The organism is Providencia sp. PROV130 (assembly GCF_028482225.1).
GTDB lineage: Bacteria > Pseudomonadota > Gammaproteobacteria > Enterobacterales > Enterobacteriaceae > Providencia > Providencia rettgeri.
This window is the reverse complement of record NZ_JAMPQC010000028.1, coordinates 17,342-39,071: the sequence shown is the minus strand read 5'-3', so window position 1 is coordinate 39,071 and position 21,730 is coordinate 17,342. Positions and strand designations below refer to the sequence as shown.

At 39.8% G+C, this 21,730-nt stretch carries 22 protein-coding genes; 6 read left to right on the top strand and 16 right to left on the bottom strand.

Annotated features, from left to right (window positions below):
• Nucleotides 1–146: 146 nt before the first annotated feature.
• The 3 genes from lolC to lolE are packed head-to-tail and all read left to right on the top strand — an operon-like array spanning nucleotide 147 to nucleotide 3,290.
• Entirely contained in the window at nucleotides 147–1,349 is a 1,203-nt protein-coding gene (lolC, locus tag PSF28_RS18530; protein WP_210837771.1) for a lipoprotein-releasing ABC transporter permease subunit LolC, read from the top strand.
• Nucleotides 1,342–2,043, top strand: coding sequence for a lipoprotein-releasing ABC transporter ATP-binding protein LolD (gene lolD / locus PSF28_RS18525; protein WP_272684300.1), 702 nt, complete (start codon nucleotides 1,342–1,344; stop codon nucleotides 2,041–2,043). Before lolC ends, lolD begins: the two co-directional genes overlap by 8 nt.
• Nucleotides 2,043–3,290 carry a lipoprotein-releasing ABC transporter permease subunit LolE gene (lolE, locus tag PSF28_RS18520; protein WP_272685464.1) on the top strand — a complete coding sequence of 416 codons (1,248 nt, stop codon included), beginning with the start codon at nucleotides 2,043–2,045 and terminating at the stop codon, nucleotides 3,288–3,290. Before lolD ends, lolE begins: the two co-directional genes overlap by 1 nt.
• A 67-nt stretch (nucleotides 3,291–3,357) precedes the next feature.
• Here the strand turns inward: lolE and PSF28_RS18515 are convergent, their stop codons facing one another.
• Nucleotides 3,358–3,903: a class IV adenylate cyclase gene (locus tag PSF28_RS18515; protein WP_210837767.1), complete on the bottom strand. Its 546-nt coding sequence runs from the start codon at nucleotides 3,901–3,903 to the stop codon at nucleotides 3,358–3,360.
• A 140-nt stretch (nucleotides 3,904–4,043) separates the two neighbouring features.
• Nucleotides 4,044–4,532 (bottom strand): TIGR00645 family protein, encoded by a 489-nt coding sequence (locus PSF28_RS18510; protein ID WP_094960443.1) that lies wholly within the window; start codon nucleotides 4,530–4,532, stop codon nucleotides 4,044–4,046.
• A 420-nt stretch (nucleotides 4,533–4,952) separates the two neighbouring features.
• Here PSF28_RS18510 and cobB point away from each other — a divergent pair, with 420 nt between their 5' ends.
• The gene (gene cobB, locus PSF28_RS18505) at nucleotides 4,953–5,786 is read left to right on the top strand and encodes a Sir2 family NAD+-dependent deacetylase (protein WP_210837783.1); all 834 of its coding nucleotides are present in this window, start codon (nucleotides 4,953–4,955) and stop codon (nucleotides 5,784–5,786) included.
• A 51-nt stretch (nucleotides 5,787–5,837) separates the two neighbouring features.
• Here cobB and PSF28_RS18500 read toward each other — a convergent pair whose 3' ends face one another.
• Nucleotides 5,838–6,548 carry an SDR family oxidoreductase gene (locus PSF28_RS18500; protein WP_272664696.1) on the bottom strand — a complete coding sequence of 237 codons (711 nt, stop codon included), beginning with the start codon at nucleotides 6,546–6,548 and terminating at the stop codon, nucleotides 5,838–5,840.
• Between the two features lie 386 nt (nucleotides 6,549–6,934).
• On the opposite strand from PSF28_RS18500, the gene pepT reads away from it, so the two are divergent.
• On the top strand, nucleotides 6,935–8,170 hold the full coding sequence (gene pepT, locus PSF28_RS18495) for a peptidase T (RefSeq protein WP_210837763.1): 1,236 nt from the start codon (nucleotides 6,935–6,937) through the stop codon (nucleotides 8,168–8,170).
• 50 nt (nucleotides 8,171–8,220) lie between these two features.
• On the opposite strand, the gene PSF28_RS18490 is transcribed toward pepT, so the two are convergent.
• From PSF28_RS18490 to rluE, 10 genes are all read right to left on the bottom strand, one after another.
• Nucleotides 8,221–8,820 carry a LysE family translocator gene (locus tag PSF28_RS18490; RefSeq protein WP_272685463.1) on the bottom strand — a complete coding sequence of 200 codons (600 nt, stop codon included), beginning with the start codon at nucleotides 8,818–8,820 and terminating at the stop codon, nucleotides 8,221–8,223.
• Nucleotides 8,821–9,149: 329 nt separating this feature from the next.
• Nucleotides 9,150–10,274 (bottom strand): ribosomal protein uL16 3-hydroxylase, encoded by a 1,125-nt coding sequence (locus PSF28_RS18485; protein WP_210837762.1) that lies wholly within the window; start codon nucleotides 10,272–10,274, stop codon nucleotides 9,150–9,152.
• A 251-nt stretch (nucleotides 10,275–10,525) separates the two neighbouring features.
• On the bottom strand, nucleotides 10,526–11,983 hold the full coding sequence (phoQ, locus tag PSF28_RS18480; RefSeq protein ID WP_272685462.1) for a two-component system sensor histidine kinase PhoQ: 1,458 nt from the start codon (nucleotides 11,981–11,983) through the stop codon (nucleotides 10,526–10,528).
• A gap of 1 nt (nucleotide 11,984) precedes the next feature.
• Nucleotides 11,985–12,659 (bottom strand): two-component system response regulator PhoP, encoded by a 675-nt coding sequence (gene phoP, locus PSF28_RS18475; RefSeq protein WP_210837758.1) that lies wholly within the window; start codon nucleotides 12,657–12,659, stop codon nucleotides 11,985–11,987.
• A 259-nt stretch (nucleotides 12,660–12,918) separates the two neighbouring features.
• On the bottom strand, nucleotides 12,919–13,695 hold the full coding sequence (locus PSF28_RS18470) for a hypothetical protein (protein ID WP_210837757.1): 777 nt from the start codon (nucleotides 13,693–13,695) through the stop codon (nucleotides 12,919–12,921).
• 191 nt (nucleotides 13,696–13,886) lie between these two features.
• Nucleotides 13,887–15,257, bottom strand: coding sequence for an adenylosuccinate lyase (gene purB, locus PSF28_RS18465; RefSeq protein WP_004911751.1), 1,371 nt, complete (start codon nucleotides 15,255–15,257; stop codon nucleotides 13,887–13,889).
• A 17-nt stretch (nucleotides 15,258–15,274) separates the two neighbouring features.
• A complete protein-coding gene (hflD, locus tag PSF28_RS18460; protein ID WP_004911750.1) occupies nucleotides 15,275–15,901 on the bottom strand; it encodes a high frequency lysogenization protein HflD in 627 nt (208 codons plus the stop codon).
• A 2-nt stretch (nucleotides 15,902–15,903) separates the two neighbouring features.
• Nucleotides 15,904–17,007 carry a tRNA 2-thiouridine(34) synthase MnmA gene (gene mnmA, locus PSF28_RS18455; RefSeq protein WP_210837781.1) on the bottom strand — a complete coding sequence of 368 codons (1,104 nt, stop codon included), beginning with the start codon at nucleotides 17,005–17,007 and terminating at the stop codon, nucleotides 15,904–15,906.
• Between the two features lie 139 nt (nucleotides 17,008–17,146).
• Nucleotides 17,147–17,596 carry an NUDIX hydrolase gene (locus PSF28_RS18450; protein WP_210837753.1) on the bottom strand — a complete coding sequence of 150 codons (450 nt, stop codon included), beginning with the start codon at nucleotides 17,594–17,596 and terminating at the stop codon, nucleotides 17,147–17,149.
• Entirely contained in the window at nucleotides 17,589–18,239 is a 651-nt protein-coding gene (gene rluE, locus PSF28_RS18445; protein ID WP_336298606.1) for a 23S rRNA pseudouridine(2457) synthase RluE, read from the bottom strand. The genes PSF28_RS18450 and rluE overlap by 8 nt, the downstream gene beginning before the upstream one ends.
• Before the next feature lie 540 nt (nucleotides 18,240–18,779).
• On the opposite strand from rluE, the gene icd reads away from it, so the two are divergent.
• Entirely contained in the window at nucleotides 18,780–20,033 is a 1,254-nt protein-coding gene (icd, locus tag PSF28_RS18440; RefSeq protein WP_004911741.1) for an NADP-dependent isocitrate dehydrogenase, read from the top strand.
• Nucleotides 20,034–20,155: 122 nt separating this feature from the next.
• On the opposite strand, the gene PSF28_RS18435 is transcribed toward icd, so the two are convergent.
• The 3 genes from PSF28_RS18435 to PSF28_RS18425 are packed head-to-tail and all read right to left on the bottom strand — an operon-like array spanning nucleotide 20,156 to nucleotide 21,721.
• Nucleotides 20,156–21,289 (bottom strand): phage integrase Arm DNA-binding domain-containing protein, encoded by a 1,134-nt coding sequence (locus PSF28_RS18435; RefSeq protein ID WP_140178369.1) that lies wholly within the window; start codon nucleotides 21,287–21,289, stop codon nucleotides 20,156–20,158.
• A complete protein-coding gene (locus tag PSF28_RS18430) occupies nucleotides 21,264–21,515 on the bottom strand; it encodes an excisionase (RefSeq protein WP_181468559.1) in 252 nt (83 codons plus the stop codon). The genes PSF28_RS18435 and PSF28_RS18430 overlap by 26 nt, the downstream gene beginning before the upstream one ends.
• Entirely contained in the window at nucleotides 21,515–21,721 is a 207-nt protein-coding gene (locus PSF28_RS18425) for a hypothetical protein (protein WP_195697290.1), read from the bottom strand. Before PSF28_RS18425 ends, PSF28_RS18430 begins: the two co-directional genes overlap by 1 nt.
• Between the last annotated feature and the right edge of the window lie 9 nt (nucleotides 21,722–21,730).

Genomic DNA, 21,730 nt, shown 5'->3' with positions numbered 1-21,730 from the left:
AATCTGTTTTAACTCGTAATTCGTCTGAAAGTCAGACAAAAAGGCATTCAAAGCAGAAAAAAAACCATCGAGTGGTTCCATTCGTCAATCGTACCCTTTATTATCGCTGAACACTTCGCTTTGGCAACAGGGGCATCATAGATTTCATGCACCAATCTGTCTCATTATTTATAGGCCTACGCTATTTACGTGGGCGTGCTGCGGATAAATTTGGTCGTTTCGTTTCCAGTTTATCTGCCATTGGTATCACACTGGGGGTGACGGCATTAATAACCGTCACATCAGTGATGAATGGGTTCGAGCGATCGTTACAAGATAGCATACTTGCTTATATGCCGCAGGCAATTTTAACATCTGCCTCCGGAAATATAGACCCAGCAAAATATCCAATAACCGATCTACAGCATTTAAACGGTGTTAGCCATATTGCCCCTATTGTGCAATCTGACGTGGTATTACAAAGCCGAACCAATGTTGGCGTTGGTGTCATGGGAGGGATTGAACCCGAAGAACCTTCTTTGTTATTGGATAAACTGGTTGTTGGGGAGCGCAGTGACCTTAAAGAAGGCAGTTATAATGTTTTTCTGGGGAATAAACTTGCAGAAACGCTCGGGGTAAAACGTGGTGATGAAGTTCGCTTAATTATACCTGGAGTGAGTCAATTAACGCCAATGGGGCGTATTCCTAGTCAGCGCCTATTTACGGTGGCGGGTATTTTCCAAACAAATGGGGAAGCGGATACAAGTGAACTCGTCGTGGCACAGCAAGATGCCGCACGTATGTTACGTTACCCTACAGGGCATATTACTGGGTGGCGTTTATATTTGGATGAGCCCCTAAATGTTGATGTTCTAAGTCAGCAAGTGTTGCCGAATGGCCTAGTATGGAAAGATTGGCGAGAGCGTAAAGGGGAGTTTTTCCAAGCCGTTCGCATGGAAAAAAATATGATGGGCTTATTGCTCAGTTTAATTATTGCGGTGGCGGCATTCAATATTATTACTTCACTATCATTGTTAGTGATGGAAAAACAAGGTGAAGTTGCTATTTTAAAAACCCTTGGCCTCAAACGTTGGCGAATTTTAATGATTTTTATGATCCAAGGCGCTGGAGCGGGGATGATTGGTTCACTCATTGGTACAATATTAGGTACGATACTTTCTAGCCAGCTGAATGTCATTATGCCGCTGATTGGTTTATTACCTAAAGGTGTCTCTTTACCGATTGTGCTTGATTACTCTGGTATTTTAATTATTGCACTTAGTGCAATGCTGATTTCTCTGCTGGCAACGCTTTATCCTTCTTGGCGTGCAGCCGCGGTTCAACCTGCTGAGGCGTTACGTTATGAATAAACAACCACTTCTGGTCTGTGAAAATTTAAGTAAAACATATCAGGAAGGGACATTGTCGACGCAAGTGTTGAAAAATGTCAGTTTTTCCATGGGGCTGGGGGAAATGATGGCCATCGTGGGAAGTTCCGGTTCGGGTAAAAGTACCTTATTACATTTACTGGGTGGGTTAGATACCCCTTCAGAAGGGAATGTTATCTTTCGTGGCCAACATATTAATCAGTTATCTTCAGATGAGCGAGCTGCTATTCGTAATAAAGATTTAGGTTTTATTTATCAATTTCATCACCTTTTACCGGATTTTACCGCACTGGAAAATGTGGCGATGCCTTTATTAATCGGTGGTATTGCGAAAGAAACTGCATTTTCGAAAGCAACTGAAATGCTAGAAGCGGTTGGACTAGCGCATCGGGCTGGGCATCGTCCTTCTGAATTATCGGGAGGAGAGCGCCAGCGTGTTGCTATTGCAAGGGCGTTAGTGAATGAGCCTGCACTGGTTTTAGCGGATGAGCCTACGGGTAACCTTGATTTACGTAATGCAGATGCCATTTTTGAATTGTTGGGGGAATTAAACCGAACACAGCGGACCGCATTTTTAGTGGTTACCCATGATATGACACTGGCTCGCCGGTTATCTCGCCAACTGGAAATGCGTGATGGGCATTTGCAGCAGAATATTACCTTGGGGGCTCGGTAATGTCTAAGTTGCCTCTTTCATTACTCACAGCGCTGCGTTTCAGCCGTGGTCGCCGCCGAACCGGGATGGTTTCATTAGTTTCGATAGTTTCAACGTTGGGTATTGTTCTTGGGGTTGCGGTGTTAATTATTGGTTTAAGCGCGATGAATGGCTTTGAACGCGAATTAAATAACCGTGTGTTATCTGTTGTTCCCCATGGGCAAATTTATGCTGTTAAACCACCTTATAAGGATTTGGAATTTGCTGAACAAGTTATCCGGAAAACGCCGGGGGTTGAAGGCGTTAGCCCTTACATCAACTTTACGGGGTTACTTGAGCGTGGTGCAAATTTAAAAGCAATCCAAGTGATGGGGGTTTCACGAGAAACTCAGCCACAAGTCAGTGCGTTACCACAATTCATTCTTAATGATGCTTGGCAGCATTTTGAAGCGGGCAAACAATCGATTATTTTAGGCCAAGGTGTGGCTGATGCATTGAATGTGAAAGTTGGGGATTGGGTGACAATTATGATCCCAAATACCGATGCCAGCTTAAAAATTCAGCAACCTAAGCGTATTCGTGTACAAGTGACGGGTATTTTTAAGCTTAGTGGCTTGCTAGATCACCAACTAGCACTCGTTCCTCTCGCAGATGCACAAGAATATCTCGACTATGGTGATGGCGTGACAGGGTTTGAAATCAAAGCCACAGACCCATTTATTGCCGATCAAGTTGTTTATGATGCAGGCTTGAAAACCATGCATCATGTTGTTGTAAAAAGTTGGATAGGTGATTATGGCTATATGTACAATGATATTCAAATGGTTAGAAGTATCATGTACTTAGCTATGATATTAGTGATTGGCGTCGCGTGTTTTAATATTGTTTCTACTCTTGTTATGGCGGTTAAAGATAAAAGTAGTGATATCGCGGTATTGCGCACTCTAGGGGCAAAAGATAGGCAGATTCGTGCTATTTTCTTATGGTATGGTTTATTGGGTGGCCTTGTTGGTTCTTTGATTGGTGCTGTATTTGGGGTCGTCATATCTTTAAATTTAACGCCAATGATTAAGGTTATAGAGGCCATTGTTGGCCATCCAATTTTATCGGGTGATGTCTATTTTATTGACTTTTTACCTTCTGAATTGCATGTCATGGATGTGGTTTATGTTTTAATTACAACCATTGTATTGAGCTTACTCGCCAGTTGGTATCCTGCTCGCCGCGCTAGTAAGTTAGACCCTGCACGTATTCTCAGTGGGCAATAGCTTTTAGGGGTAGAGAGCCAATGATTTTTAGGGTACAAATCCAAAAATTTATTGGCTCTTTATATAATCACTGTGCCGTTAAAAACATTTGTTTATAACTACGAGTTTCTACCATCGCTTCTGTAAAACCATACTGTTTGGCGGTCGTCATCAACGTTTGATATAAACTATCCAGCAAATCCTGCTCATCAGTCATAATGGCAAACTCAGCAAACCAGCCGATCCCACTCAAGTGATCAATTGTGATGTGGATATCATTCAGAAAATAAATACTTCTTATTTTAGTTGTGGTTAAGTAGCAATGATATCCTAGTGTCGTTAACATGTTTTGCACATGGTGGCAGTCATCAATATTAATGGCTTTGCATTCAGATGCTCCGGGGCCTTTGACTATCCATAACTTTATGCCTGATGGCACCATTTCACGTACACACATACTGACGTTTTTGTCAGTCAGTGGTGAATGTAGACTTTCATAGAAATAATCTGTCTCGGTATTATTTTCCGTAAATGGCTCAGCCAAATCAGCTTTTATTTTGTGCAAAAAGGCACCAGGATCTGATAATTGAAATTTAATTTCAGCTTCATATTTACCGACGAAATGTTGGCTCATGTAGAGTTCCTTGGTACAGGTATTTCAGACTATTGATGGTATCACAAAGCAGAAATCGACGAGGGAGATAAAGATGAGATTAGCGAATAGATAAGTGCCTAGATGTTTAAATTAGGCACTTTGAGTATAAATTTTACCGTTTATTTCTTGGTCATTTTATCTAGATAGCCCATCACAAATGCAGATAATACAAAGGTTAAATGGATGACGACATACCACATCAGTTTATCATTTGAGACGCTTTTTAAGTCCATGAAGATTTTTAATAGGTGAATAGAGGAAATTGCCACAATGGAAGCCGCGACTTTATTTTTTAATGATGAGGCGTCCATTTTACCTAGCCAGCCTAGTTTTTCACTGCTGTCAGGGATATCCATTTGGGAGACAAAGTTCTCGTAACCTGAAAACATTACCATCACCAATAAACCACCGACTAATGCCATATCAATCAATGATAATAGCGTCAAAATTAAGTCCGCTTCAGGAATTGAAAGGATATTTGGCAAAATATGGTATAGCTCTTGAAAGAACTTAATGGTTAAAGCCAATAGTGTCAGTGAAAGCCCAAAATAGATAGGCGCTAAAATCCAACGTGAAGCATACATTGCTCTTTCAAAAAACTTTTCCATGAAATCCCTTGTAGTGGTGAGTTAATAACACAGTAAAATCTGCGAGGCGTATTTTAGCGGTAGCGAGAGTGAAGGTGAAAGGTTTTTTTATTGTTTTACCATTGTGGATATTTTGTGGTGTATTTATGAAATAACGATGTCATTTTTATGAATAAAAAGTGACAAAATCGATACCTTCGATATTTTTATTTGCATTCAGCAAGATGATGCGTTTTAGTATGTTAACATTTAGATAATGTCATCAGTTATGGTAAGGAAATAGTTAGTTTGCCAATAAAATAAACACTTGGATCTTGATTATTTTAATAATTTCACACAATCAGCATTTCTAAATTCATGTCATAATGACATGATAAAAAGCAGTTAATATTTAATATGATATAAATTTATTGGTTATATGGATGAAAGGAAGCTTTGATGTTGCGATTTCGTTATAGGTTAAAAAAAGCTCGTAAGAATAAATGTATACGCCGCCAGCGACTTCGTAACCGGTCTTTTTATATAGATAATAGATTGGATAACATGAAAAATATAAATATTGTCGTCTTAACGGGAGCGGGTATTTCAGCCGAATCTGGGATCCAAACATTCCGTTCTGCGGATGGATTATGGGAAGAGCATCGCGTTGAAGATGTGGCAACGCCTGAAGGTTTTGAACGTAACCCTAAATTAGTACAGCGTTTTTATAATGAGCGACGTCGGCAGTTACAGCAAGATAATATTAAGCCGAACGCCGCTCACTATGCGCTTGCTCAGCTTGAAGAGCTTTTTGGTGACCGCTTTTTGTTAATTACGCAAAATATAGACAACTTACATGAAAGAGCGGGAAGTCAGCGAGTTATCCATATGCATGGTGAACTATTAAAAGTTCGCTGCAACTGGTCAAATCAAGTCTTGGAATGGAAAGGGGATTTATCTGTCGATGACCGCTGTCATTGTTGCCAATTTCCTCAGCCGCTCAGGCCTCACATTGTTTGGTTTGGTGAGATGCCAATTGGAATGGATTATATTTATCAATCCCTTGAATCTGTGACTATTTTTATTTCTATTGGGACGTCTGGTCATGTGTACCCTGCGGCGGGTTTTGTTCACGAGGCTAAGTTACATGGGGCACATACGGTCGAACTTAATTTAGAGCCTAGCCAAGTGGAAAGTGAGTTTGATGAGAAACACTATGGTTTAGCCAGCAAAGTTGTTGTTGAATATATCAATAAGCTTATTACAGAGTTACAGGTTAAAAATACCGCGCAATAAGCTTTTAATACATAATAATATAAGGGGAAACGCGTTGTTTTCTCTTATAGGTTAGACATTTGTATCCATCATGGCTGGCATCGTAATTTCTTTGACACAGGTTGCATTGCTCGTGCTAGCGATAAAGCGTACGGCATTGACAACATCTTGTAGTGGAATTAGCTGTCCATTACTTTTCTCAATGACTTCGTCAGCAGGAACCGCTAATGGATATTCAGTTGCTAGATAACCTAAGTTTATGACTGATATTGCTATTTTATCTTCACGCAGTGTTTCTCTTAACGACTGTGCTATACCCCTGAGGGCATATTTAGTGGCGGAAAAGGTGACTTCTTTACCATTATGGTTATCTAAACCCCATGTAGAACCGATCAATATAATCTTGCTATTTTTTGCTAAACGTAAATTGGGTAATAGCGCTTTTAAATTTAATAAACAGGCACTGATATTGGTTTGAATCATATTGAGTAACTCTATGTCATCAGTCGATTCAAATTGGTATTCTTCACTAAAAGCCAGTTTCTCCCAAATACCCACATTATAAATTAAGGTATGAATAGGTTGGTCCTGAATAATCTGCTTAATGGCATTCGCGCTATGAATATCATTTAAATCAGCAGGAATCCACGTAAAGTTAGTATGTTCAAAAGGAGGTTTTGAGCGAGACACTCCATAAATATGGTCTGCTTTTTCAGGGAATCCTTCGACCAATGCTTTACCTAAGCCTTTGCTAACACCATAAATTAAACATGTTTTTGACATGAGTTTTCCTGTTAACGAGTAAAATTTCGTTTTGTTTATTAATCAGCTAATAAATAAAATAATAAGACTTCATATATAGCATACTATTTCAATTTAATGATTGATGATTTGTGTAGTAGGTGAGTGATATTTAACCAAATGAGAGGTATTTAAGTAACAAATAAATAATAACCTACTAATTAATACAATTTGATTATTACCCTTATTTATTATAGGTATTGATTGCCAGTGTAATAGGTAGCCTATAAAAATTACGCTAAAAAATAAATTTCACTAACGATTTCCTGCAAAAAATAGAGAGCATTAACAGGAAAGCTGATTTGAAACAATAATTGAATCTGTGATCTTTCCCATAATATGGACATTGATATTTTAGGGGGAAGGGTATGGACAAACTCTTAGAGCGGTTTTTTGAATATACCGCTTTCGATACACAATCAAAACCAAACGCCAAGACAGTGCCTAGCAGCGCAGGACAGCTAAAGTTTGCTCGTGCATTAGTTAGCGAGCTGAATGAATTAGGTTTTGAAAAAATAACGCTTAGTGATCAAGGTTGTGTGATGGCTTATTTACCGTCAAACGTTGATTGGGATGTTCCTACTATTGGGTTTATTTCACATTTAGACACAGCACCTGATTTTTCAGGTAAAAATGTGAGTCCACAAGTCCTCGAAAATTATCGGGGGGGGGATATCGCGTTAGGTATTGGTGATGAAGTGCTATCCCCAGTGATGTTTCCGGTGCTGCATGAAATGATTGGCAAAACCCTCATCATGACCGATGGTAAAACCTTACTCGGTGCCGATGATAAAGCGGGTATCGCAGAAATAATTACAGCTCTAGTGCGTTTAAAGGGTAAGAACATTCCTCATGGTAAAATCTGTCTTGCATTTACCCCTGATGAAGAGATAGGTCGTGGGGCTCGACATATCGATTTTAAACAATTTGATGCATTATGGGCCTATACCGTCGATGGTGGTGGGGTTGGTGAGTTAGAGTATGAAAATTTTAATGCAGCTAATGTTTCTATTAAAATTGTTGGCAATAACACGCATCCCGGTACAGCTAAAGGCGTAATGGTGAATGCATTAGGGCTAGCGAACCGTATTCATTCGATGTTACCACCTGATGAAACACCTGAAAACACCGAAGGTTATGAAGGTTTTTATCATTTAACATCGTTAAAAGGGACAGTAGAAAAGGCAGAATTGAATTATATTATTCGTGATTTTGACTTAGCAGGCTTTGAAGCTAGGAAGAAAAATATCATTCGAATCGCTGAAAAAGTTGGCGAAGGGTTACATCCAAGCTGCTATATCGAACTGACACTTGATGATACCTATTATAATATGCATAAAGAGGTCATGAAATATCCACATGTCATTGAATTAGCAAAGCAAGCCATGCTTGATTGTGGTATTGAGCCAATTGTCCAGCCAGTCCGTGGTGGTACTGACGGTGCGCAGCTTTCACATCGTGGTTTACCGTGCCCAAATATTTTCACAGGTGGCTATAACTTTCATAGTAAACATGAGTTTATAACGCAAGAAGGTATGGAGCAGGCGGTTAGTGTGATCATGCGTATTGCGGAACTAACGGCTATTCACGCAAGGCAATCGTGATATTTTATGATAAATAAGCGTGCTTATAACAATAAGCGCGCTTAAATTTGCTATTGAAATAATACAGAAACACCACTAAGTGCCAGTAAAACTCCCATGACTAAATTAAAGCGTTTTAATGTCTTAGGTTGTTTTAGTTTTTCTCTTAATTTACTGCCAAACATCGCCCAAATAGCAACACATGGCCAGTTGATGGCCGCAAATACAACGGCAACCTGTACCATTGATAAATAGGGGGCATTTATATTGGTATACATCGCCATCCCAGAAATAGCCATCATCAATGCTTTAGGGTTTATCCATTGAAATAATGCCGCTTCTAACAAAGTTAGCGGTTTAGTTTCTTGGTTACTTGTCTGTGCAACTGAATGGCTAATAGTCGTTTTCCATGCAAGCCAGAACAAATAAATAATTCCAAAATATTTTAATATTGAATAAATTATAGGGGATGTTTGAATCAAAGCTCCCACTCCAAGTCCGACAGCAATCAGCATAATAAAAAAACCAATTGATACTCCAAATGAATGCGGTAGTGTTTTGCTAAATCCAAAGTTAATACCTGAAGCAAGTAACATAATATTATTTGGACCTGGAGTTATGGATGTCACAAAGGAAAACAATGATAAAGCCAAAAGTGTTTCTATGTTCATGTTGTTATCATCTTTAAGGGGGTAATTAGTACTGTGTGAGATTGATAATGGTGAAGTAAAAACAGTTTAGAGTTGAATCAAATAATGTGCTTTATCTTTGCGTGCTTACGGGCAAGTAAGGATCATAATATGAGTATGTAAATGAAAAATAAAATATATAAAAAAATAAATAATTTAGTCATCAATAAGGATATTTTAATTGCAATCAGCGGCTTTTATTAATGGGTAATAGGGCGGGGTTATATTATGCCGATAATATTATTTTTAATAAAAGGCTCATAATTAATGAGCCTTTTTATCAAGTACCAATTTAATATTATAAGTACTGATTAATCATCAAAATACCAATAACCATTATTGACGAGTGCGGTAAGCAGTGCGATAAAGTTAACATCATCAATGGCATCAGCTAAAATTTGACTATTAACGGCATCATAACGACACAAACTATCAGCAGCCTCATAACACTCAGTTTCTAAGCATTCTCCATTAACAAAAAATTGGTCGCCAACGCGTAATGCTCTGAGACCATTTAATTTGTATAAGGTTTCTTGCTGAGTTTTCAGTAAATCATAAATTTCTTCTTGCTCATAAGGTGGTTCAGGTGGGGCAATGTCTAATTCGTGGCGTGATTGTGAGATAAACTCACCTAGCCATTTACGAAATAGCTCAGGGTCATTAATCAGTGATTCCATCATCTCGCGTAGTTTAATTTGTTCACCTTGCAAGATCTCAGCAGGGTTATCACGGAATGATAAATCAGGATCGCTATAACGATAACTGCCTAAGTCATTAGAAATTAGGTGATCGGCAAAACTACTGAGCAGCTCACGAGTATTTGGGGCACGGAAACCAACTGAGTAATTTAATGAAGGCTCAATGGCGTAACCTTCATGTGGAAACCCAGGTGGAATATATAAAATATCGCCGGGTTCCATTTCTTCGTCGATGATGGCGTCAAAAGGTTGAACTTGTAGTAAGTCAGGGTGCGGGGAATGTTGTTTCATTGGGATTTTTTCACCCACTCGCCAATGACGACGGCCTTCACCTTGAATAATAAACACATCGTATTGGTCGAGGTGAGGACCTACACCACCGCCGGGAACAGAGTAGGAAATCATTAAGTCGTCCATTCTCCAGTCCGAAAGCACGCGAAATGGTTTCATCAATGCAGAACTTGGATGATGCCAATGGTCAACTGCTTGAACTAAAATAGACCAATTCTCTTCGCCAAGGTGGTCATAGCTTTCAAATGGTCCGTGACCAACCTGCCAAATCCCTTCTTTATGGCTAACCAAACGGCTATCAACCTCATCTTCCATCGCCAAACCTGCAAGTTCATCAGGCGAGATAGGATCAATAAAATTTGCAAACCCTTTTTTGATAAGCAGTGGGCGCTTCTGCCAGTGACTGTCGAGGAAACTTTGCCAGTCGAGATTTAGTTTGTAATCCATCTTATTGTCCCTTGGAGCTGCTAAGTATTGCTAATCAGTTTATTACAATATACCCGGTCCTAATACCGCAAAATGACCTATATGTGTGTAATGGTATGCTGTTAAATAAACTTTCTGAGAAACGGGTATTAAAGGTTTATCTTGAGAGTGAACCAAGTACATTACCCTAAATTACTATTTATAAAACACTTCATAAATAGTATACCGGAAATGGTTTGTAAAATAGGGGACAAGTGGACGCATATCACAGATTAACTATCTTCAACCATAGATTGCTGCCTAAATGTGACGGATAAACGAGCACCACCAAGTGGGCTGTCACTAATTGTGATATCTCCCTCGTATTGGTCGATAATATCCACTGCAATGGACAAACCTAAACCTTGACCTGGACGAAGGGTGTCTGCACGCTGCCCACGAACGAAAATCAAACTACGTTTGCTTTCAGGCACACCCGGGCCATCATCATCAACAACCAATGTTAAGCTATCAATTCCAGCAATAGCGCTAACCTCGACGAATTCAAGGCAATATTTACACGCGTTTTCCATGATATTACCCATCACTTCCATAAAGTCATTTGGTTGACCCAGCCAAGTTGTTTCAGGAGAAACATTCACCGTAATAGAAACGCCTTTGTGCTGGTAAACTTTGTGGAGGGCACTCGCAAGGCTGTCTAATATTGATGGAACAGATGAAATTTCGCGTAGCATCATATTTTCATCACCTTGCGTTGATGCGCGGTGCAAATAATAACCCACCTGTTGAGATATACGGCCAATTTGTTCGAGCATGATGGGTTCTGCCTGCTCAATATTCATTTGTTTACCTGAGCGTAGTAGCCGCAGTGTTGACTGTAAAACGGCTAAAGGCGTCTTTAAACTGTGTGTTAAATCAGAAAGTGTCGTGCGGTATTTACTGTATCGCTTACGTTCATTCGTTAATAAAATATTAAGATTACGTACTAGCCCACGAAGCTCATACGGAGGGTTCTCATCTAGAGTATCTCGTTCACCTTTTTCTAAGCTACTTAGTTGTGATACTAATGATTTAATTGGCCGTAGGCTCCAATAGGCCGCTAACCATAATAGTGGGATAACTAAGATTAAGTTAGCCAGTAACACATAACCGAACCATTCCCAAACTAAACCCGTATTTTGTAAGTCTTGCGGTAGTGTATCAACAACGACAATGGTGAGCGGAGGCAAGTTTTCACTAGCTGCATATTGGTTGACGGACACGGAGTGAGTAAGCGGTTCATCGTCGTTATCCATGTCATCTAATTTTGTATTGAATTCGGGGTTGTCATCTAGGAGTTGACGAGTTTCGCGAATGTCTGTATCAATTTCATATAATCCTTCTTTTTTAAGCCAGTCATTACGGATCAGCCGTTCAACGCTAGGTACATCACGTTGGCGCCATAACACAAGCCCTTGTTCATCATAAATAATGACCAAAGTCGGGTTGTTTAACGTGAAATTTGGGGGGACGCGAATGTCAATTTTCTGGTTTTGCCATTGGGCTAGGCTATAAATTAAATTACTTTGGCTACGTAATAGGGTGTAAGTGGTTTTATCGAAACTAATCAAATACCCCAAAATCGCGACGATACCGTAGGATAAGGTGAGTGCCAAGATCACCGCTGATGTTGCACAGAGAAAACGTGCTCGTAGCGAAAGGGGTTTGAACTTAAATTTACGTAGCTTCATATTAGCCATTCACATCAAAACGGTAGCCTTGACCACGTACTGTGACAATTACATCATCACTATGAAACTGTTGAATTTTTTTGCGTAAACGACCCATTAGAACATCAATAGTATGACTTTCTCTGAGTTCGGCATCTGGATAAAGCTGGCGCATTAACGAGTCTTTGCTAACCACTTTCCCGTTGTTGCGCAGTAGCGTCTCAATGATAGTGTATTCAAAAGCAGTTAATTTGACGGCTTCGCCATTAACGGTAAATTCTTTGCGCGATAGGTCAATCACGAAATTGCCTAATTCGAGTACTTGTGAGGCAAGACCACTGTTTCTGCGCATCAAAGCTTGCATACGGGCGACCAGTTCTTCTAGCTGGAAAGGTTTAGTCACGTAGTCATCAGCACCACTGTTTAGCGCTTGTACTTTTTCTTGCCAACTTTCCCGAGCAGTTAATACTAAAAGTGGAATATTGACATGCTCACTACGCCAGCGTTTGATCATAGAAAGCCCGTCTTCATCAGGTAGGCCCAAATCGACAACTGCGATATCTGGACAGCTTTCGTGTAAAAAGTAATCAGCTTCTTTTGCGTCTTCAGCTGAATCAACCTGATGGCCAAGCTCCTTAAGCTGTACGGTTAAATGGTGACGAAGTAACGCGTTGTCTTCGACAATAAGAATTCGCATCGGAAACCCTCATATTGAAAAGAGATAGCTACAACTTATCAAATAGTAGCACTAGATACGCTATGGTAAAAAGAGTTCTGAACAACGACAAGGGATTAAGTAAATATAAATCAAACGAACCTAAAAAATAGTTTATTCTTATTAATATTGCTGATATGAGATATTGACAGTGTAAATATACGAATAAATATCGCAAACGAGAGAAATGAATATGACCTAATTATATTTAGGCTACAAATAAATATAGAATTCTTTAAAATCAATGTATTACTTTTTTAGGTGTACGTTGAATGTAACGTAAAGAGATAAACTGAACAATTAGCGCGCAGATAATTGCTGCGGTATAGGCAACGATCAAATTAAATTTAGGTAATACGAGGCTTAAAGTATAGAAGAAAACCGCAAAGCTGAATAACCCCGCCACGAGCCCTCTCATGACTCGCTGAGCTGCTTGTGCGTTTATCATTATATATGAAAACACCGCCAAAATTGATGCCATAAAAGGGTATGAGGCTAAAACACCACTGGCACCTGCGCCAATAAATGGTGCAACTAAAGTCACTCCCACCACCAGTACGGCAATTAATAGCATTCTCGCAGGTAAATCCCATCTGGGAGGAGACAATTTTTTTAAATTCACGGATACATTAGGTATAAAAATCATTGCAATCATCATGATCAGAATATCAATAATAAATAGCATTGATTGAGAGAGTTGGCTTACTTGTAAAATATAAGCAGTCACACTAAACGTGACTGTCGCTATAATGAGGGCCTTGCAACAACCATATGCAACTAAAAAATAAAACACGACGGCAAAACACGCTTGTGCAGCTGTTGCGGATAATGAGCCTAAAGTTGCTTGTGTGGCAAATTCTGTGCCATATTCAAGAGCAAAGAAAAAAGAGATAGGGCCTGATGTTAACGGCAGTCCGACAATAAGGCCACCAATGGATTCACCCCACCGGCGAGCAGCAAGACTCGCTGTTAGTAATAAAAGTGGCGTGATAACAATTTTGAAAACGAATAGTTCCATTATCTATAGCCACCCTAGTTTGTATTTCATATAAGTAATAAATAGTTTGGTAGAGTCGATTAGACAATTAATAAAATAACCATATATTAAAGTAAGAACTGACTTCTAGGTGTGATATAAGCATCACTAAAAAGTAAAAAAATGAAATAAAAAAGGCGACTTATAAGTCGCCTAATTTGAAAGCATGAAAGCTATTTTAGCTCGTCAATAAACGTGACAGCGTAACCGATGTAGTTAGCAGGCGTCATTTCCTTCAAACGTGCTTTTTCGTGCTCTGGCAGGTCTAAACTATCAATAAATTGTTTCATACCTTCAGCGGTAACACGTTTACCTCGGGTCAATTCTTTGAGTTTTTCGTACGGTTTTTCAATACCATAACGGCGCATTACAGTTTGAATTGGCTCTGCTAATACTTCCCAGTTTTGGTCTAATTCATCCAGTAAATGTTGTTCATTCACTTCTAATTTATTCAAACCTTTCATGGTTGATTGATAAGCAATCAATGCATAACCTAAGCCGACACCGAGATTACGTAATACTGTCGAGTCAGTTAAGTCACGCTGCCAGCGAGAAACAGGGAGCTTGCTAGCTAAATGACCTAAGACAGCATTGGCTAAGCCTAAATTACCTTCAGAGTTTTCGAAATCAATCGGGTTGACTTTGTGTGGCATGGTCGAGGAACCAATTTCACCTGCGATTGTTTTTTGTTTGAAGTGATTTAATGCGATGTAGCCCCAAATATCACGGTCAAAGTCTAACACGATAGTATTAAAGCGAGCGACGCAATCAAATAACTCAGCAATATAGTCATGAGGTTCAATTTGCGTAGTGAATGGGTTCCATTGAATGCCTAACGATGTGACGAAGGTTTCGCTGAATTCGTGCCAGTTAACTTCAGGATAAGCGACCATATGTGCATTATAGTTACCGACTGCGCCATTGATTTTACCTAAAATTTCAACTTGTTGTAGCTGGCGGAATTGGCGCTCTAAACGATAAGCAACGTTCGCAAACTCTTTACCAATGGTGGACGGAGTTGCAGGTTGGCCGTGTGTACGTGACAGTAACGGTAAATTGCGATACTCATGAGCCATTGTTTTGATTTTATCAATTATTTGACGCCATTGTGGCAGCAAAACTTCTTCACGAGCGGTTTTCAGCATTAATGCGTGAGAGAGGTTATTGATATCTTCTGAAGTACAAGCAAAGTGAATAAATTCAGAAACTGCATGAAGAGCAGGGATGTCCGCTACCTTTTCTTTTAGGAAGTATTCTACAGCTTTCACATCATGGTTAGTTGTGCGTTCAATTTCTTTGATACGCATTGCGTCTTTTTCACAGAAGTTCGCGACAATTTCATCCAAGTAAGCGATTGCGTCAGCGTCAAATGCAGGAACTTCTTTGATTTGAGCGGTTGCAGCCAGTTTTTGTAGCCAGCGAACTTCAACTTGTACGCGAAATTTCAGTAAACCAAACTCACTAAAAATAGTGCGTAACGTGCTGACTTTATCACCGTAACGGCCGTCAATCGGGGATACAGCGGTCAGTGAGGATAATTCCATTGGTAGCAACTCCAGATTTAAAGGTGAGACAAAATATCTTTCGCCTGATTAGCCAGACGATTGCGAGAGAACATGAGTTGGATACGACTTCCACCAACTTGTTGCCAAAGCACTGCACAGCGAATACCTGCGAGCAAGGTGGCTCTAACTTTTGCTTGAACGAGTGTATTCTTTAGGATGTCAGGGGAACCAGTGACTTGAATTCGCGGTCCAGCTGGGCTGACTACATCTACATAAATACCCGCTAGTGCGTTAAATACACCTTCAGAAAGTGGCTCAAAATAACCCGCTTGGCGCTCAAATTGTTCAATACGTTGGCCTAACTGGTTCATCGCTTCTTGATTTTTATTGAGGCGACGTTCAAGTGTCATAATACTTAACATATATCGCGTCATTTCAGCGGATAAACCACTGTTACCGCCAGTCAGCATACCTAGCATGGCACTGAGACCCGTCTTTAAATTTTCGGCATCATTACCAAATACATCCAAAGTGGATTTTGGATTCATATTGGTGAGGCTATTGACCATGGTTTCAGTGTCTTTCTCAAGACAAACACCTTCATGTGCGAGTTTTTGAACCATCGCGCTTGCTTGGCAGATACCCGCTAAAGCAAGCGTAATGTCATAATAGTTTTTTGCCACATTTACTCCTGAATACGGGCTTCAATAATACCGCCACCGAGACAAACTTCATCGATATAAAATACAGCGGATTGACCTGGAGTGACAGCCGCGACTGGGTAGTCAAAAGTAACTTCAATGCGATCATCACTTAGTGGGGTAATCGTACAAGGGATATCCGCTTGACGATAACGTGTTTTTACTACGCAACGTAGTGGCTCAGTCATGGTTTTTCGGTCAACCCAATGTAATTGCTGGGCAATTAACCCAACAGACATTAAACGAGGGTGTTCATGGCCTTGAGCTACGATAAGGATGTTGTTTTCGACGTCTTTATCGACAACATACCAAGGTTCTTCGGAGCCTTCTTTTGTACCACCGATGCCGAGACCTTTTCGTTGTCCTAAAGTGTGGTACATCAAACCTTCATGCTGACCAATTGTTTCGCCATCAACAGTGACGATAGGGCCCGGTTGAGCGGGTAAGTAGCGGCCTAAAAAGTCGCGAAACTTACGCTCACCAATGAAACAGATCCCCGTGGAGTCTTTTTTCTTTGCAGTAACTAAGCCAATTTCTTCTGCAATACGGCGTACTTCTGGCTTTTCGAGTTCACCAACTGGGAAAAGGCTTTTAGCTACTTGTTCGTGGCTCAGAGTATATAAAAAATAGCTTTGGTCTTTGTTGTTATCTAAACCACGTAATAATTGGCTTTTACCATTGACATCACGGCGGCGCACATAGTGACCAGTAGCAATGTAATCTGCGCCTAAATCTTCAGCTGCAAATTCTAAGAAAGCTTTAAACTTGATTTCTTTGTTGCAGAGAATATCTGGGTTCGGTGTGCGGCCTGCTTTGTATTCAGTTAAGAAATGTTCGAAAACATTGTCCCAATATTCAGCAGCGAAATTAATGGTATGAAGTTCAATACCCAATTTGTCACACACAGCTTGTGCATCGGCAAGGTCAGTAGCAGCTGAACAATATTCTGTGTCGTCATCTTCTTCCCAGTTCTTCATAAACAGACCAGCAACCTGATACCCTTGTTGCTGTAGCAAATAAGCGGATACAGAGGAGTCAACACCACCGGACATCCCGACGATGACTTTTTTTTGGCTGTTATCTGACATGGTACTATTATTTGACATGGAAATATCTCACTGCGGAAAAATCAAGCCCCATACTTTAGCATGTTGTTCCCGCATTACACCAGAGTTAGCAGGGAATATTATTGCTTGGTGAAATCTTCACCAAGCAGAAGTTGAGTGCTTAAAGATAATGATCGCCGTAAGCGGTTAAAATATCGAGAGGATAATGCTTTCCTGTGAGAAAACAGCGCAGACTTTCCGCCACTAATGGCGAACGCAGACAGTTGCTGTTTAGAATTTCTTGGGCAGTCAGCCAATGACAGTCGCTAATATCACTGTCTTGTGGCTGTGTCTCACAAATGGATTCAAGTTCTACGGCAAATAAAAAGCGGATAAACTGGGTTTTATCTGGGGCAATCCATTGATGAATCTTAATTAATTGTGTGGGTGTTGCTTTGATTCCCGTTTCTTCTAATAATTCGCGTTCAGCGGCTTGCAAAATAGTCTCATCAGCTTCTAAATGCCCAGCAGGTTGATTCCAAGTGGGTTTGTCATTTATCCACTCTTCCACGACTAAAAATTTGCCTTGTGCATGCACGACAGTTGCTACAGTCACATTGGGTTTAAACAACAGTTACCTCCTTCCATTCGCCAACTGAAAGATTTCCCAAATTAAATTCACCAATTTGATAACGAATTAGCCTAAGTGTTGGGAAACCTATATTTGCCGTCATACGACGGACTTGCCGATTACGTCCTTCATATAATGTGATTTTTAACCAGCTAGTCGGGATATTTTTGCGTTCCCGTATTGGCGGGGTTCTTTGCCATAGCCATTCTGGTTCGCCAACTAACTCGACTCCCGCAGGGAGTGTTGGACCATCATTTAATGTTAACCCCCGCCGAAATTTTAGTAGTGCGTCTTCATCGGGAATACCTTCTACCTGAGCATAGTATATTTTCCCTGTTTTTTTCTGTGGTTGAGTTAAACGTGCCTGTAGTTTTCCATCATTGGTTAATATTAATAGCCCTTCACTGTCTCTATCAAGACGTCCAGCGGCGTATACATCATTGATTGGAATATATTTTTTTAGTGTATCGCGACCTTGTTCATCAGTAAATTGAGGAAGAACATCAAATGGCTTGTTAAATAAGATGATTTTAGTTGATGCTTGCGAATGCCCCGAAACCCGTTTAGTCCTATGCTTTAAAGTAGTAGGGGGGGGCGAGTAACGATTTTTCTTCGCAACTGATTTTTTGTTCGGTCTGTTCATGGTCATTCAATGAGAATTTATGAGTTTTAATTTACGGCGATTTATTCCATCTAGTGTAGGAGATTTAACGGTTTGATCCTAGAACGGATTTTTCATGGCGATGTAATATTTAATTAACAACTTTAAAAACATTTAAATCAATAAAAACAATTTTCCATTTAAAAATAAGTACATATGAATTTGTTTGGATGGTGATAGTGTGAGCAAAACGTATTTTTAATTTGAGTTAACTTGCTAATATTATTTTTTGTTAGGGAAGTATTTTAACAAAAGTTGTGTCGTTCGCTCAAATGAGTCGTTGACAACTTTTCATCGCAGTTTGATTTATTTCTAATAATGGAATGCTTAAATTAATTTATTGATTTAACAGTGTTTATAAATAGATATTCGATTAACTTACAAGGTAAAACAGTACGTTAAATGCGATCGGCATTGAAGCTTAGATGAGTAATCATTGGCGTTCGACGCAGATTGAAGTAGTATTGACACGTCTCTTACAAAAAATTAACAAGCAAAATACGCAAGTGAAAGGAGAGGTTAATGGAAAGCAAAGTAGTAGTTCCGGCAGAAGGCGCTAAAATTACCATTGATGCAAAAGGCAAACTAAACGTTCCGAACAACCCAATTATCCCTTTTATCGAAGGTGACGGCATTGGTATCGATGTCACACCAGCAATGTTGAAAGTGGTTGATGCGGCAGTGAAAAAAGCCTACAACGGTGAGCGCAAAATTTCTTGGATGGAAGTTTACACCGGTGAAAAATCTACACAAATTTATGGTAAAGATGTTTGGTTACCAGAAGAAACTCTCGATTTAATCCGTGATTACCGTGTTTCAATTAAAGGCCCTTTAACAACTCCTGTTGGTGGTGGTATTCGTTCTCTGAACGTTGCATTGCGTCAACAACTTGACCTGTATATCTGTTTACGTCCTGTTCGCTACTACAAAGGCACTCCAAGCCCAGTTAAACAACCTGAACTGACTGATATGGTTATTTTCCGTGAAAACTCTGAAGATATCTATGCGGGTATTGAGTGGAAAGCGGGTAGTGCAGAAGCAGATAAAGTTATTAAATTCCTGAAAGATGAAATGGGTGTGACTAAAATCCGTTTCCCACAAGACTGTGGTATTGGTATCAAGCCTTGTTCAGAAGAAGGCACAAAACGTTTAGTTCGTGCTGCTATTGAATATGCTATTGATAATGGCCGTGATTCAGTGACTTTAGTTCATAAAGGTAACATTATGAAATTCACTGAAGGTGCATTTAAAGATTGGGGATACCAATTAGCACAAGAGGAATTTGGCGGCGAATTATTAGATGGCGGCCCATGGGTTAAAATTAAAAACCCTAAAACTGGCAAAGATATTATCGTTAAAGATGTTATCGCAGATGCTTTCTTACAACAAATCCTGTTACGTCCAGCAGAATACGATGTTATCGCTTGTATGAACCTAAATGGTGACTACATTTCTGATGCATTAGCAGCGCAAGTTGGTGGTATTGGTATCGCTCCAGGTGCAAATATTGGTTCTGAGTGCGCCTTGTTCGAAGCAACGCATGGTACTGCACCAAAATATGCAGGCCAAGATAAAGTTAACCCTGGCTCTATTATCCTTTCTGCTGAGATGATGCTGCGCCATATGGGCTGGACTGAAGCTGCTGACCTAATCGTTAAAGGTATGGAAGGCGCAATAGAAGCTAAGACTGTAACGTATGACTTCGAACGTCAATTAGAAGGCGCTAAATTACTGAAATGTAGCGAATTTGGTGACGCAATCATTAAACACATGTAATTTATTACGTGATGTGATTAATAACGGGAGCTTAATAGTTCCCGTTTGTTTTTTGTACAATTAAAATCTTCCCCAAAACTCCCCCAAAACTCTTCCCCAAAACGGTTCGAAAAGTAGGCTATTTAAATAGCGATGATCTGCCATTCTTTGCCTCGGTCATCATTATATTTGTCGGTCATTTTCTGTGATTTATGACCAAGGAGCTTCTGAGTATTGATCCCTTGCTCTCGATAGAGTCTTTCCGATAAAGAACGCTGTTCATGAAATGAAGGTGCCGATCTTTCCGGCCATGTTAACCCGCATTTATCTCTCGCTTTTTTAAAGGTTGTGGTTAATGTGTTTGCTGTAACTTGCTCACCTCGCTGTGCTTGAGAGGTCGTATGGCGATAGTGCACGAGATATTGGCTAAGAACGGCATCACGACATTTTGAAATGACTTGTTTAAGTGTCATATCAATCGCGTCACACTTAATCGACAGAGGAATGGCTAATTTAGAACCTGTCTTTTCTTGCTCTATATGCAACATATCATCCCAAATATCTGAAAATTTCATTTTGGCTATATCACCGATACGCTGACCAGTGACAATAGCCAGCAACATACCGCACTGTAAGTAAGGTGGGTGGTTTTCGGCTTGTTCGTAAATAACTTTCCATTCTTCGAACGTTAGGCGTTCACGTTTAACTCTATTACGAGGCTGTTTTGTTGCAAGAGCTGGGTTATAACCAGGAGGAACGTGGCCTGCATGTTGCGCTTCCTTAAATACGTCGATTAAAACCATACGTACTACTTGAGCCATTCGATCATGACCTAATGCTTTAACTGAATCAGTTATTTTTGCTATTTCCAACGCTGTGATGTCTTTAAGTGAAAATAATCCACAGTGTTGTTTAAACAAATTAACAGGCTTAATTTTTTGCTTGTATGAATTAAGCTTTAATTCACCGAGGTCAACGCGCTCTTGTTGTATTTCTAAGTACTTATCTACCCAATTAGAAACGCTGATCCCTACTTTTTTATTTTTGATATTTGATAGGCGATCATTAATGCTTAAAATTTGTTTTGTTTGTTGTTCTGCAATAATTGTGTTTGCCTGTGATGCAACAAGAGCTGCTTCATCGGCATCTGTACCGAGGCTGTGAAATACCCCAGTTAAGGGATGTTTGTACTGCCAGTATGTTTTTCCATTTCGCTTATCTAATTTTCGGTATAGATTTGGAATGGTGATTTTATGAGAACGTGGTCTTGCTGCCATCTGATAAAATCCTTATTAATTTTTCATTTGCCTGTGTTGGTAATTGAGGTTTAGAAACTAAACCTACGTACCTTGAATCACGATCAATCATCCAGCGTTTGCCAACCTTTAAAGCAGGGGGGATCATCATGTTGGCTTTGGCGTATTTAATTAAGACTTGCTGGGTTGGGGCACTATCGCCAAATTCTAATTGCGCCCATGCCTCTAGCTTAATCATTCGAGACATCATAGCCTCCTGTGATATTTTTTCTCATTCTGGTCTTGCCTCATCATAGATAAAATAATTTTATCTGCAGTATTACAAGCATGTTTTATTTCAGCTTCAGTGCATGGTCTGTTTTTTACACTGGCAGCTAACCGGCCTAATTTAATATCGAAATCAGTTAATAATTGTTCCCCTGGTACCCAAGGGATTAATTGTGGTTCTTTCATGGTGGTTAC